Origin of the sequence: Rhizobium sp. CFBP 13726, assembly GCF_014841925.1 — a bacterium.
Classification (GTDB): domain Bacteria; phylum Pseudomonadota; class Alphaproteobacteria; order Rhizobiales; family Rhizobiaceae; genus Neorhizobium; species Neorhizobium soli.
On sequence record NZ_JACYUU010000001.1, the window covers coordinates 591,624 to 603,632 of the forward strand.

Below are 12,009 nucleotides of genomic sequence, written 5' to 3' on the forward strand. Positions count from 1 at the left end.
TGATTTGACTATGATTCGATCAGTTGTTCGCGGTTACGGGGCAGCGCTCCCGAAACGGGTCGTCACCAATCGCGAGCTGGAGACGATGGTCGACACGTCGGACGAGTGGATCGTCCAGCGCACCGGCATCACCCAGCGCTACATCGCCGGCGACGACGAAACGACGGCATCGCTCGGTGAGAAGGCAGCGCGGGCAGCGCTCGATAATGCCGGCCTGACACCTGATGACATCGATCTGGTCCTTCTGGCGACTTCGACGCCGAACAACACCTTTCCCGCGACCGCCGTCGAGATCCAGAACCGGCTCGGCATGAAGCATGGCTACGCTTTCGACATGCAGGCGGTCTGCAGCGGCTTCGTTTACGCGATGACGACGGCAGACCTCCACCTGCGTGGCGGGCTTGCGAAGCGCGCGCTGGTGATCGGCGCCGAAACCTTTTCCCGCATTCTGGACTGGAACGACCGCACCACCTGCGTGCTGTTCGGCGATGGGGCCGGCGCCGTTGTGCTGGAGGCTCAGGAAGGCGAGGGCACGATTGCCGACCGCGGTATCCTGACGGCGCATCTGCGCTCGGACGGATCCCACAAGGACAAGCTCTACGTCGATGGCGGCCCATCGACGACCGGCACGGTCGGGCACCTGAAGATGGAAGGCCGTGAGGTCTTCAAGCATGCGGTGGCTATGATCACCGACGTGATCGAGGACGCATTCGAGGCGACCGGCACGACTGCCGAGGATATCGACTGGCTGGTACCGCACCAGGCCAACCGTCGTATCATTGATGGATCTGCCAAGAAGCTCAACATTCCCACCGAGAAAGTCGTCGTCACCGTCGACATTCACGGCAACACGTCTGCGGCATCGATCCCGCTTGCGCTTTCAGTTGCCTGTGCCGACGGTCGCATCAAGAAGGGCGATCTTGTGATGCTGGAAGCCATGGGTGGCGGCTTCACCTGGGGGGCCGTCCTGATCCGCTGGTGATGCCGGCTGAGAACCTGAGCCATATTATGAAATAATCAATGCCGAACAGATGCTTGGCCCGGGGGCGCTTGACCGTGGGGCGCAACCAAAATACTGTTTGCGGGCTTTGATAATATCACATTAAATCAGGCGGGGGACCATGGCCGGCAAGACAGTCACACGCGCGGATCTGGCGGAATCGGTTTTTCGCAAGGTTGGCCTCTCTCGCACGGAATCGGCGGAACTCGTCGAAACGGTAATCGACGAAATCTGCAACGCCATCGTTCGCGGCGAAATGGTCAAGCTTTCGTCGTTTGCGACATTTCAGGTGCGCGCCAAGAACGAGCGCATCGGTCGCAATCCGAAGACAGGCGAGGAAGTACCGATCTCACCCCGCCGGGTGATGACCTTCAAGGCATCCAATGTTTTGAAGCAACGCATCCTCAAGGCGCACACATTGCGCAAGGTCAAGCAGAGGCCGGCAAGCCCTGCGAGCTGACACGCCCGTTTTGCACGCTGGCACCCCTGCCAAAACACCAATCTTGTGAACACACTTGAATCTTTCGGTGCAAGCCGTTGAGAAATGTGCGATTCGACGCATAATCCTCGTCCAGCCTTTCGTGCTGACCCCTTTCGCGCCGCACGGCCGTTCGATCCCTGGAGATTGACACTTGGACAAGAGCCCGGACGCATTCCGCACCATCAGCGAAGTCGCTGACGATCTCGACCTGCCGCAACACGTGCTGCGCTTCTGGGAAACGCGGTTTCCGCAAATCAAGCCGATGAAGCGGGGAGGCGGCCGTCGCTACTACCGCCCGGAGGACGTGGATCTGTTGAAGGGGATACGTCACCTTCTCTACGACCACGGATACACGATCAAGGGCGTTCAGAAGCTCCTGAAGACGAATGGCAACAAGTTCGTCTCAGCAATCGCATCGGGTGATATCGCCACAATGGAAGCCATCATGGCGGCCAACAGCGAGAAGAATGCCGAGCCGAAGATTTCCACCCAGGAAGAAGATCAGGTCGTCGGGCGCCCGAAGGTAAAGCCGAGCGGCCGGTTCTTCGGTTTCGGCGGGGCCGGGGAGGACCAGTTGGAAGTCTCGGTTGGAAGATCGAGTGTCGGGAAGGAAGACCGTGCCCTGCTACAGGAGGCACTGTTTGACCTTCTGGAATGCAAGCGCCTGCTGGACCAGGTTCGTTGATCCGATACCTGCTTACATGAACTCACTGTAAATTTACCGTTCACCTCTGGTTCAAACGCGAAGGTACAACATTTACCTACGAGGAAACACTAGAGGAGATGCAAACGTGAAAAAACTCGCAATCATTGTCGTCTCGGCCATGACGGCACTGACGAGCATGGTACCGGCACACGCCTTCCCTGTCGTAAACGCACCGAAGACCATCGAAGCGCCGCAGAGCGTTGATCAGGTCCAGCAGGTTCAGTGGCGGCATCGTGATCGTTGGGAAGGTCGTCGCTACTATCGTCACCATCGCGACTACCGCCGCGGCGACTATTACCGCGGTCGCCACTACCGTGGCCACAATTCAGGTGCGATCATCGGCGGTCTTGCTGCCGGCGCTCTGATTGGCGGTGCCATTGCATCCCAGCCGCGCTACGCCGAACCGCGTTACGTGCAGCCACGTCGTTACGTGAACGCCAATAGCGCGCACGTCAACTGGTGCGCCAACCGCTACCGGTCCTACAGGGCTTATGACAATACGTTCCAGCCCTATAACGGCCCGCGCCAGTTGTGCTACTCGCCCTACTGATAGGGCAGTCGCCAAGGCGTCCTGATAGGCCGGCTCCAGACAATGGGGCCGGCTTTCTCGTTGAAGCAAGACCGTCGATCCGAGATCCATTGAAAGCCGATTTTTTCCTTGCGTGGTGAAGATCATGTCAGTATGGAATGCATGCTTCACGCGACGCCGGTCCGCCGGCTCGAAGCGATGTGGCGGAATGTAGCGCAGCCCGGTAGCGCACTTGACTGGGGGTCAAGGGGTCGTCGGTTCGAATCCGGCCATTCCGACCATTCTTCCTTCGGCGACAGGCTCCCCCAGAGCCGCTTTGACCTGAGCTCGCCATGGGCGAACTCGTCTCTCGTCACGCCAACCTGTTGCGACGTCACTCACCAGAACCTGTGAACGAATGATGGATCATCCCGAACCGCGTTCGACTTATCTGACTACAATTTGCATTTGGCTGGAACGTCAGTGTTCCCGACGCGTTGTCAGATAGGAAAACAAAGGAGAATGTGATGTTGAAGGGTGTTGTACTTTGGGCGATGGGCGTTCCGATCCTTGTAATCGTGCTGCTCTACGCATTCGTATTCTAAAGTTCTGGATCTCTGGCGGTAACGGCCAGCGCATTTCGATCTAAAAGGGTCAGCTCCGAGACACGAGCTGACCCTTTTTCATTTTGGCGGCTGTTGTCGAGATATAGCTCTAGGCAAAAAAAGGCCCCGCACTCGCGGGGCCTTTTCGGTGAGTCTCAGATTTCCGGGCAACCAGGGCGATTGGCGAAGGTGATCCGGTCGGGGCCCCGACGGGTCATGCCCTGGACGGTGATGCTGCGGCGAGTTGCGCGGACGATCTCCGTCTGACGGAAGCCTTCGTCGCGAGCGGCGGCGCGTGCTTCGCCAGGGCTGCAGCCCATGCGGCGATCGCGTCTGTCGTAATCGCGATCCCTGTCGCGGATCACCGGGCGCACGCCGTCAGGTCCGATGCGCAGCTGTACGTCCTGGGCCGATGCCGGGGCAGTGGCCGCACCAAGGGTGCAGACGGACAAGGCCAAGGCCAGGCCTGCCTTTGCGAAAACATTGATCATTGTATCCTCCGTGTATGGAGCCGTGGCAGGGCCTGCGGCGCAAGATATTCACGGGGATGTAACTGATTTGTGAGTGGTAAAGTTCCGCCTGCGATCAATCAGCAAGTATAGGCGTAGCAGACGTGATAGTAGTTCGCGTTAGCGAAAACGCGCTGTCCGGCTCGCATTCATCAGAAGCTCCTGCTCGGAAGCAAACGACCCCAGGAGCTGCAGAAGACGGTTTTCCTCGTCCTTGTCGAGACGGTAACGGCGCGCAAAGTCAGTTACGCTCCACACCTTCTTCATTCCGGACTGCTGAAGATCGACGGGTGTAATATGCGACATTGTGCCCCCTCACAGATATTGGAGGATGGTATCCTCCAATATCCAGTGCATAAAAACGACGTTAAATAGAGAAACTTCTTAAGCTCGGTTTGCGCGGAGAAACTACTTTTCCTCGACCTTGACGCCATCCTGGCCGATGCTGAATTCTACGCCCTTTGGCTTGGTTTCTTCGCGGTAGACATAGAACCCCAGACCGACGACCAGAACAACGAGAGCGCCGATGATGAAGTACAGATTATTGGAACGCGTCATGAATTTCCCCGACTATGCAATTCTGGCCGGGAAACGCCTATGAGCTCAATATGTTCCAGCGAGTTTCAGGTTTTTTTCAATCGTCGTTTGCGGCGTTGAGATCTTCGGGGCGCATGCCCTCTTCCTGACCGTCTTGCTTCAGTCTCACACCCGGTCCCATTCCGGATCCGCCGTCGCCGGCTGCCAGGAATATAACGCCCCTTGTCTCGAAGAATGCCCTCAGTCTCTCACTGATGGTTGGGTCGGGCAGGGCGTCATGGGCCTCCGCGTTGTCGAATTCGACGGCGGACAGGCCCGAAGCGGCGCAAAGCGCCTCTTTCGAGATGCCGGTGAGTGCGCGCGCTGCGCGAATTTGTGATGAGGTCAACATACGAGAAATCTGGCGCAAGGGGACCCAATGTCAAGGACTTGCGCTTGAGGCAACAACTCAGGCCTGTAACGGCGGCATCGCGGCAGTGGTGTTTCGCTGATAGCGGTTTTCCAGGGCGACGCACGCCCAGAGAATGCCGAGCGAGAGATAGAAGTGCCGCCAGTGGTCCGTGTCGATGACGTTTCCGATCATCGCATGTCCCAGGATCAGGACCCATGCGATCATCAGAAAAGGCTGCCACGGCCGTTCGCGCAGCATATAGCGGAAACCCATCCACAGGCTGGACCAGATCATGATCTGATACGTCACCGCACCCACCCAGCCATAGGTCGTGAGCGTCTTCAGCCAAATATTGTGCTCGTCTTCGCCGAAGATTTTTCCAAGCGCCATCGGTCCCATGCCGAGCGGTCGCTCCATTGCCATCAGAAAGCCGATCTTATGCCGCTCGAAGCGACCAAGCCGCGCGCCGTCGTAATCCTGCACCAGTTTCGCACGGTTGGAAAACAGGTCGGCGATCTGCGGGATCTGCAAAGCGATCGCAAGGGCGAGCACGAGAGCCACGCCGGCACAAATCGAGATGACCAGGATCTTCAGGCGGAATGCCGTCGTGCGCTCCTTGAGGAGCATGAGGACGATCAGCGCGATGGCACCGAACAGCAGGAGGCCCCAGGCCGCGCGTGAAAACGACAGGAAGATGCCGATCGCCAGCACCAGCATGCCGAGGATGAGAAGGGGGGTACGGATGACCGGGCCGGTCAGCATGCGGTAAAGCAGATAGAGGAGCGGGCCGACCAGATAGGGGCCGAACACGTTGGGGTCCTGAAAGGCGCCCATGGCGCGGTTATAGCGGGTAAAGACATGGGCCCCGGGAAACGCGTCGAAATAGCCGAGGATGCCGAGAGTGGCCGTGATGATGGCGGCCGCCACCCAGGCATGAAAGATGATCTTCAGCCGCCGATGGTCGTTCTCTATGACCGCTGCAAAGAACACGGCGGTGAGCGCGAGAAAGATCGAGACCGCATAATACATACCGGCGCCGGACGAATCCTTCATTACGAAGATGGAAAACAAGCCGCTGATGTTGAAGATCAGCAGCATCGCCATGAGCATCGCGACCGTCCGGGAGATCCTGAGCCCAAACAGGAACCAGAGGCCGATCTGGGCCACCATCATCAGTTCGTAAGGGGCAGGCTCCGACATGACGAAGCCGGACAGAAAGACGCCAAAGGCCAGCATGCCGTTTGCCACGAGAGCGAACACGGCCAGCTGGACGTTGAACGGCCGGGTCTCATGTGCGCCCAGCGTCGTCAATATGCATTGTCCGTGTTGAGAAGCCGGATCGGCGTCAGGAACAGGATCTTGAGATCGAACAGGATCGACCAGTTCTCGATATAGTCGAGATCGTGGGCGGTGCGGGCACGGATCTTCTCGTCGCTGTCCAACTCGCCGCGCAGTCCGTTGATCTGCGCCCAGCCAGTCACGCCGGGTTTCACGCGGTGGCGGGCGAAGTAGCCTTCGACGACGTCCACATATCTGCGTTCGCCAGTCTGGGCACTGACCGCATGCGGACGGGGACCAACGAGAGACAGCTCTCCTTTCAGCACGTTGAACAGCTGCGGTAGCTCGTCGATCGAGGACTTGCGCAGAAACCGGCCGACGGGCGTGACCCGCGGATCGCCCTTGGTCACGGCCCTGATCGCGGTCTGGTCGCTCATGCTCGTGTACATCGAGCGGAATTTGAGAACGTTGATGATCTCATTGTTGAAGCCGTGGCGCTTTTGGCGAAACAGCATCGGCCCTTTCGAGCTGAGCTTCACGGCAATGCCGGCAGCCAGCATGACGGGCCAGAGGCAGGCGATCGCGAACACGGCAAAGACGATATCGAAGATGCGCTTTGCGACCGAATCCCAGTCGCGGATCGGCTTGTCGAAAATATCGAACATCGGAACGGTGCCGACGTGACTATAGGCCCGTGGGCGGAAGCGCAGGCGGTTCGCATGCGCCGCGAGCCGGATATCGACCGGCAGAACCCAGAGTTTGCGCAGAAGCTGCAGGATACGCTGCTCGGCGCTGGCAGGAAGCGCGATGATGAGCATGTCGATACGGGCAAGGCGCGAGAATTCCACAAGCTCGGCAAAGGTACCGAGCTTCGGGTAGCCGGCAACGACGGTCGGCGAGCGGTCGCTGTTGCGGTCGTCGAAGATGCCGCAGATGCGGATGTCGTTATCCGACTGGCGTTCCAAAGCGCGCACCAGTTGCTTGGCAGGTTCGCCGCCGCCGACAATTACGGCGCGGCGTTCCATCACGCCGTTGCGCGCCCAGTGGCGGATGCCAAGCGCGATCGCCTGCCGCTCGGCGGCAAGGACGACGCAGCTGACGGAGAACCAGACGATGAGACCGGTCACGGGCACCCAACCGCCCGCGGCAAAGCTGAGCGCGAGATTGGTCAGGACAAAACCGAAGGCCCATGTGATGAGGACCCGCTTCAAGGTCCTGTTGGCGGACCTCAGGGAGGGGATCTGATAGGTGTCGGCAATCTGCAGAAGCAGAAGCGTGATGGCAGAACCGAAGGTGATGATGACCAGGCGGGAAAGCGACATCTCGGTCGCGCCGTAGATCAGGTCGACGATGAGGCCGACAATCAGGATCGCGGCAAATTCGGTAAGCCGGATCAGTCCGACCAGCAGGGATGGCGAATAGCTGGTTTCGCGGAACTGCTGGGCGATCTGGCGTGCGAAGGGATTGAGGACCGCGCCCGCTTCCTTCTCCTCGCTCGCACGCATCTCGGAGACCTTGCGGCGAAGGCTTTCGACGTCGAATTCATCGGGCTTGTTCAGCGGGCTCATGCCAGGATCCTCGACTCAGCTGCCGCGAAGGCGCAGAAGTAGTCTCAGTCCAGTAGCAAAAAGAAGCTAAAGAAGCCTTTAGCTGTACCTGCGGTCCGGGATTTGGCCGAGTAGATCTTGGTACAAGTGAAGCGTGTCGTCCGCCATAACGGAGGCGGAAAACACCGCCTTGAAATCGGACGGCTTCGGCATGACGCGGTCATGCCACTCCGGTGTCTGCAGTGCCTGCGTCATCACGTCGGAAAGGCTTGTGGCGTCGCCGGGGACGGCAAGGGCCGCACTTTTCACACCCAGCACTTCGGGAATGCCGCCGACACGCGATGCGATGACAGGCTTCCCGGCGGCGAGCGCTTCCAGCACGATATAGGGCATCGCTTCCGCCCGCGACGGAACGACGACGAAATTTGTAAGGGCAAACGCCTTGCGGGCGGGCATGGCCGGCATCATCGTCAGCCGGCGGCCAAGGCCACGTTCGGAAATCATGGCTTCATAGCGCTCACGGTCCGGACCGTCGCCGACCATCAGCGCCGAGAGCGGCCGACCGACCGCGCGTTCCGTTCGGGCAAAGGCGTCGATGAAGACATCCGGCCCCTTCAGGTCGCGCAGCATGCCGATATAGAGAAAGTCGACCGCGGAAATGACCGCCGGGACCGGCTCGAACTCGGCCTCGCCAATGCCGTTATAGATCACGCGCGCAGTCTTGAGCGGTTTTCCGACCTTTTCCTCGTAGGTGCGGCGCTCGTAATCGCAGACAAAGACCAGGGCATCGCCGAAGCGTTCCTGGAACCGTTCGAGCTGCAGCACGACCTTGCCCGAAAGACTGGACCGGTCGAAATGCAGACTGCCGCCGTGCGGCGAATAGAGGCGGGCCACGCAATACCTGTTAACCCGCAAGGCTGAGCCGATCAATCGCGCCAGAACGCCGCCCTTGGCGCCGTGTCCGTGCAATATGTCCGGCCGCAAGCTCTTGATATGCTTGTAGCTTCTGTAGAGTGCCGCAAGATCGGAAGGAGCGATCGAACGGCGCATCGGAATTCGTGTCAGGCCAAGCGAAAGCTGCGGCCGGATCGTGTCGAACAACCTGTCCTCGTGCTCGCCACCGGTCGAGCTGTCGCAGAGGATGCCGACCTCGTGGCCGGCAGCCCGATGTTCTTCCACCAGGTCGCGCACATGGCGGAAGATCCCGCCGACGGGCGACCTGAAACAATGGAGGATGCGCAAGGGAGGGGCCTCAGCCGACATGATGATGTCAGAACAGCCGCTCGCGGACGTAGACCGTGTCGCCAGCGAGGACCTGTGAGGAAATCGTCGTACGGCCCGTGATGACCTCGCCGTTGATCTTGCGTGTGACGTCGACATCGCGCTGGTTTCCGCGAGAGGTAAAGCCTCCGGCGATTGCGATGGCGTTCTGTGCCGTCATGCCGGGCACATAGGAATACTGTCCGGGTCGTCCGACTTCGCCCATGACGAAAACCGGGCGGTAGCGATCCATTTCGATCGTCACGTCGGGATCGCGCAGATAGCCCTGCTTGAGCTTGGCGGCGATTGCACCCTCAAGCGTCGGCATGGTCTGGCCCCGGGCCGTGATCTGACCGATCAGCGGGAAGGCGATATAACCGGCCTGATCGACGGTATAGGTGTTGGAAAGGCTCGGCTGTTCGAAGACGCTGACACGTAGCCGATCGCCGCTGTCCAGCCGGTAAGGCTGGATCGTCGCTTCCTGAAAGCTTTTGGGAGCCGGTTTGTAGGAGGCGCAGCCCGACAGCGTCATCGCAACGGCTGCCGCCGCAAGAGCCAGAACGGTTTTGGCGCGCTGGTTGCGCGTCGGATTTTTCTTGTCTTGGGCGAATAGCATGTTCGCGTCCCAGGCTCGGGGTGGTGGTTCGACGATTTCGAGCCTGTTATCGATCCATTAGGGTTAATGCCCGGTAAAGAGAGGCGCGACGACCACCGGAAATAATGCCTGCAAGATCAGAGTCCGGTTTTTCTTCGAAGCCGCGGCTCATTAACTGTAGCGTTACCATGATAATTTACTGTCCGCCCAAATAGACCAGTTTGGAGCGGGCAATGTCTGGCGTAAACGGCGGCCATCAGGATGTGGATATCGACCTCAGGCAGGTCATCGCGGCCGTCTGGGAACGCAAGGCGAAGATCCTCGCCGTCACGATCGCGGCGGGCGCGCTGGCGCTGGTCGGCGCCTCGCTGATTAAACCCAGCTACAAGGCCGAAACCAGGCTGCTGATCGAATCGCGATCGCCGAACCTCTCCGGCGGGGAAGGGGCAGGCAGTTCCAACGATCCGGTTCTGGACACGCTCAACATCACCAGCCAGGCCCAGCTGCTGCAATCGAGCGACCTCATCAAGCGGGTTGCGCACGATCTGAAGCTTTCCGATCGCCCGGAATTCGACCCGGCTGGACAGTCGGCACTGCCGGACCTTCTGGCGATGGTCGGCCTGAAGCAGGATCCGATGGCGATAGATCCGGAAGACCGGGTCATCCAGAAGTTCCGCGAAAAGCTGTCGGTCTATCCGGTCGAGGGCTCGCGCGTCATCGCCGTCGAATTTGCATCGCATGATCCGAAGCTCGCGGCGGATGTCCCGAACCGGATGGCCGAAGCCTATCTTCAGATCCAGAGTGGCTCGAAGGTGGACACCCATGCCGAAACCGCCCGCTGGCTGGAGCCGGAAATCGCCAACCTGACGACCCGCGTCAACGATGCCGAAAAGAAGGTGGCGGACTACCGCTCCTCGAACGGACTTTTCCAGACCAGCGAAGCCAACAGCTTTTCCAGCAAGCAGTTGAACGATATCTCGACCGAACTTGCCCGCGTTCGCGCCGATCTCGCCAATGCCGAGGCCCGTTCGGAAAATGTCCGCGCTGGTTTGAGAGCCGGCCGCGCTTCGGACACCCTGGCGGACGTCGCGGGATCGCAGGTCATCCAGCGTCTGAAGGAAACCCAGACCAATTTGCAGGCGCAGATCAATGATCTCTCGACATCCCTGCTCGACAACCATCCGCGTCTTCGGGGACTTCGCGCGCAGCTCAGCGGCATCAATCAGCAGATCGAGCGTGAAACCCAGAAGATCCTGGCAAGCCTCGACAACGAGAGAGAGATTGCAAGGCTCCGCGAGCGTCAGCTGACGCAGCAGATGAACGGCTTGAAGGCTGATTCGGCCAAGGCCGGTGAAGAGGAAGTCGGGCTGCGGGCCCTGGAACGCGAAGCGTCCGCCCAGCGCCAGCTGCTCGAAACCTATCTCGTGCGCTACCGCGAGGCGACGTCGCGCCGCGACGCCAATTCAAGCCCTGCGGATGCCCGCATCGTATCGAGCGCGGTCGAACCGTCGGAACCCTTCTTTCCGAAGGTCATTCCGATCGTCATCGTGTCGACGCTTGCGACACTGATCGTCAGCTGCCTGGTCGTCATCATCGCCGAACTGTTCAGCGGCCGGGCGCTCCGCCCTCTCAATCGCCGTCGCGAGGACGATTTCCTGCTGACACCACATGAGGTCGCAACGCCTGCAGTCGAACCGGCCCCGGCCGAGCCCGAACCGACCCCTGCCGGCGCTTTGGTTGCAACAACACCCGCCGCAGCTCCGGTTGCGGCAGAAACTGTTGCAGATCGGCCAAAGCGCGAACACAGACTGTTCGCGGCGGCAAAGGAAATGCTGGCTGCCTCCCGCAAGGATGCCGCTGCCGCGAAGGGCGCGGAAGTTGATCAGAAGCAGGAGGCTTCGATCGCTGCCGAGCCACCGGTCGAAGAAATTGCCGTGGCGCCGCCGGCGAACGACGGGGAGGAGGAATCCTTCACGATCGCGTCCGTTGCCCGCTACCTCCAGCGCCGTGCGGTGCCGATCGGCCTGGTCGTGTCGCCCGGTGGCGATGCAGGCTCGACGGCGACCGTGATGTTGGCCCGTGAAATTTCGGAGCGCGGTCGCACCGTCGCCCTGATCGACATGACCGGCTCGGCTTGCCCGACACGGCTGATGGCGCAGGACGTCAAGCTTGCCGGCATCACCGATCTGCTGTGCGGCGAGGTTGCGTTCGGGGAAGCCATCCATCCGGACCGTCTCTCGGATGCGCATATCATCCCGTTCGGTTCTGCCGATCCGGTTCGCGCCATGCGGGGCGCAGACCGGCTGCCGATGGTCGTCGACGCACTCGCAGACGCCTATGATCTAGTGCTGATCGAATGCGGCCCGGCGGAAGCGCCGATGTTGTCGCGACTGACCCGCAACGAAAAGGCGGAGGTCATTCTCTCCGTGCCTGAGTTCAAGGAAGAGGATGTCGCAAAGATCGTCCAGGACTTCCAAGGCGAGGGAATTCGCAACCTGCTGGTAATGTCTGACGCCAATGACCGCAGTTCGTCGCGCAAGGCTGGACGACAGGTGGCGTGAGCCACTCCGCATGAACCACGATCTACAAGGC

The 12,009-nt window shown here is 60.1% G+C and carries 13 protein-coding genes and 1 tRNA gene; 6 read left to right on the top strand and 8 right to left on the bottom strand.

Going from position 1 to position 12,009, the window contains the following annotated elements; genetic code table 11:
* Nucleotides 1–10: 10 nt before the first annotated feature.
* The 5 genes from IFT66_RS02890 (at nt 11) to IFT66_RS02910 (ending at nt 2,997) form a co-directional block, all read left to right on the top strand.
* Nucleotides 11–982 carry a beta-ketoacyl-ACP synthase III gene (locus tag IFT66_RS02890; RefSeq protein ID WP_062453271.1) on the top strand — a complete coding sequence of 324 codons (972 nt, stop codon included), beginning with the start codon at nt 11–13 and terminating at the stop codon, nt 980–982.
* 139 nt (nt 983–1,121) lie between these two features.
* The gene (locus tag IFT66_RS02895; RefSeq protein WP_192076741.1) at nt 1,122–1,460 is read left to right on the top strand and encodes an integration host factor subunit alpha; all 339 of its coding nucleotides are present in this window, start codon (nt 1,122–1,124) and stop codon (nt 1,458–1,460) included.
* A gap of 172 nt (nt 1,461–1,632) precedes the next feature.
* Nucleotides 1,633–2,166 carry a MerR family transcriptional regulator gene (locus IFT66_RS02900; RefSeq protein WP_192076742.1) on the top strand — a complete coding sequence of 178 codons (534 nt, stop codon included), beginning with the start codon at nt 1,633–1,635 and terminating at the stop codon, nt 2,164–2,166.
* 106 nt (nt 2,167–2,272) lie between these two features.
* Nucleotides 2,273–2,737 carry a BA14K family protein gene (locus tag IFT66_RS02905; protein WP_062579958.1) on the top strand — a complete coding sequence of 155 codons (465 nt, stop codon included), beginning with the start codon at nt 2,273–2,275 and terminating at the stop codon, nt 2,735–2,737.
* A 183-nt stretch (nt 2,738–2,920) separates the two neighbouring features.
* Nucleotides 2,921–2,997 (top strand) — tRNA-Pro (locus IFT66_RS02910).
* A 458-nt stretch (nt 2,998–3,455) separates the two neighbouring features.
* On the opposite strand, the gene IFT66_RS02915 is transcribed toward IFT66_RS02910, so the two are convergent.
* The 8 genes from IFT66_RS02915 to IFT66_RS02950 all read right to left on the bottom strand — a co-directional run bounded on the left by IFT66_RS02915 (nt 3,456) and on the right by IFT66_RS02950 (nt 9,354).
* Nucleotides 3,456–3,791 (bottom strand): hypothetical protein, encoded by a 336-nt coding sequence (locus IFT66_RS02915; protein ID WP_062579960.1) that lies wholly within the window; start codon nt 3,789–3,791, stop codon nt 3,456–3,458.
* A 138-nt stretch (nt 3,792–3,929) separates the two neighbouring features.
* The gene (locus tag IFT66_RS02920; protein WP_062453266.1) at nt 3,930–4,115 is read right to left on the bottom strand and encodes a hypothetical protein; all 186 of its coding nucleotides are present in this window, start codon (nt 4,113–4,115) and stop codon (nt 3,930–3,932) included.
* A gap of 102 nt (nt 4,116–4,217) precedes the next feature.
* Complete coding sequence (locus tag IFT66_RS02925) at nt 4,218–4,367, bottom strand: hypothetical protein (RefSeq protein WP_092661949.1); 150 nt, start codon at nt 4,365–4,367, stop codon at nt 4,218–4,220.
* A 76-nt stretch (nt 4,368–4,443) separates the two neighbouring features.
* The gene (locus IFT66_RS02930) at nt 4,444–4,737 is read right to left on the bottom strand and encodes a hypothetical protein (RefSeq protein ID WP_062579963.1); all 294 of its coding nucleotides are present in this window, start codon (nt 4,735–4,737) and stop codon (nt 4,444–4,446) included.
* Nucleotides 4,738–4,794: 57 nt separating this feature from the next.
* The gene (locus IFT66_RS02935) at nt 4,795–6,048 is read right to left on the bottom strand and encodes an O-antigen ligase family protein (RefSeq protein WP_249406333.1); all 1,254 of its coding nucleotides are present in this window, start codon (nt 6,046–6,048) and stop codon (nt 4,795–4,797) included.
* Nucleotides 6,045–7,583 (bottom strand): undecaprenyl-phosphate glucose phosphotransferase, encoded by a 1,539-nt coding sequence (locus IFT66_RS02940; protein ID WP_062453263.1) that lies wholly within the window; start codon nt 7,581–7,583, stop codon nt 6,045–6,047. The genes IFT66_RS02935 and IFT66_RS02940 overlap by 4 nt, the downstream gene beginning before the upstream one ends.
* Nucleotides 7,584–7,661: 78 nt before the next feature.
* The gene (locus IFT66_RS02945; RefSeq protein WP_192076743.1) at nt 7,662–8,825 is read right to left on the bottom strand and encodes a glycosyltransferase family 4 protein; all 1,164 of its coding nucleotides are present in this window, start codon (nt 8,823–8,825) and stop codon (nt 7,662–7,664) included.
* Between the two features lie 7 nt (nt 8,826–8,832).
* Nucleotides 8,833–9,354 (bottom strand): polysaccharide biosynthesis/export family protein, encoded by a 522-nt coding sequence (locus IFT66_RS02950; protein WP_062454730.1) that lies wholly within the window; start codon nt 9,352–9,354, stop codon nt 8,833–8,835.
* Nucleotides 9,355–9,650: 296 nt separating this feature from the next.
* Here IFT66_RS02950 and IFT66_RS02955 point away from each other — a divergent pair, with 296 nt between their 5' ends.
* The gene (locus tag IFT66_RS02955) at nt 9,651–11,978 is read left to right on the top strand and encodes an exopolysaccharide transport family protein (protein ID WP_192076744.1); all 2,328 of its coding nucleotides are present in this window, start codon (nt 9,651–9,653) and stop codon (nt 11,976–11,978) included.
* The last annotated feature ends 31 nt before the right edge of the window (nt 11,979–12,009 follow it).

Coding starts and splice junctions, on each gene's coding strand:
- IFT66_RS02890 (WP_062453271.1), top strand. CDS start 11: ATGATTCGATCAGTTGTTCGCGGTTACGGGGCAGCGCTCCCGAAACGG.
- IFT66_RS02895 (WP_192076741.1), top strand. CDS start 1,122: ATGGCCGGCAAGACAGTCACACGCGCGGATCTGGCGGAATCGGTTTTT.
- IFT66_RS02915 (WP_062579960.1), bottom strand. CDS start 3,791: ATGATCAATGTTTTCGCAAAGGCAGGCCTGGCCTTGGCCTTGTCCGTC.
- IFT66_RS02920 (WP_062453266.1), bottom strand. CDS start 4,115: ATGTCGCATATTACACCCGTCGATCTTCAGCAGTCCGGAATGAAGAAG.
- IFT66_RS02925 (WP_092661949.1), bottom strand. CDS start 4,367: ATGACGCGTTCCAATAATCTGTACTTCATCATCGGCGCTCTCGTTGTT.
- IFT66_RS02930 (WP_062579963.1), bottom strand. CDS start 4,737: ATGTTGACCTCATCACAAATTCGCGCAGCGCGCGCACTCACCGGCATC.
- IFT66_RS02940 (WP_062453263.1), bottom strand. CDS start 7,583: ATGAGCCCGCTGAACAAGCCCGATGAATTCGACGTCGAAAGCCTTCGC.
- IFT66_RS02945 (WP_192076743.1), bottom strand. CDS start 8,825: ATGTCGGCTGAGGCCCCTCCCTTGCGCATCCTCCATTGTTTCAGGTCG.
- IFT66_RS02950 (WP_062454730.1), bottom strand. CDS start 9,354: ATGACGCTGTCGGGCTGCGCCTCCTACAAACCGGCTCCCAAAAGCTTT.
- IFT66_RS02955 (WP_192076744.1), top strand. CDS start 9,651: ATGTCTGGCGTAAACGGCGGCCATCAGGATGTGGATATCGACCTCAGG.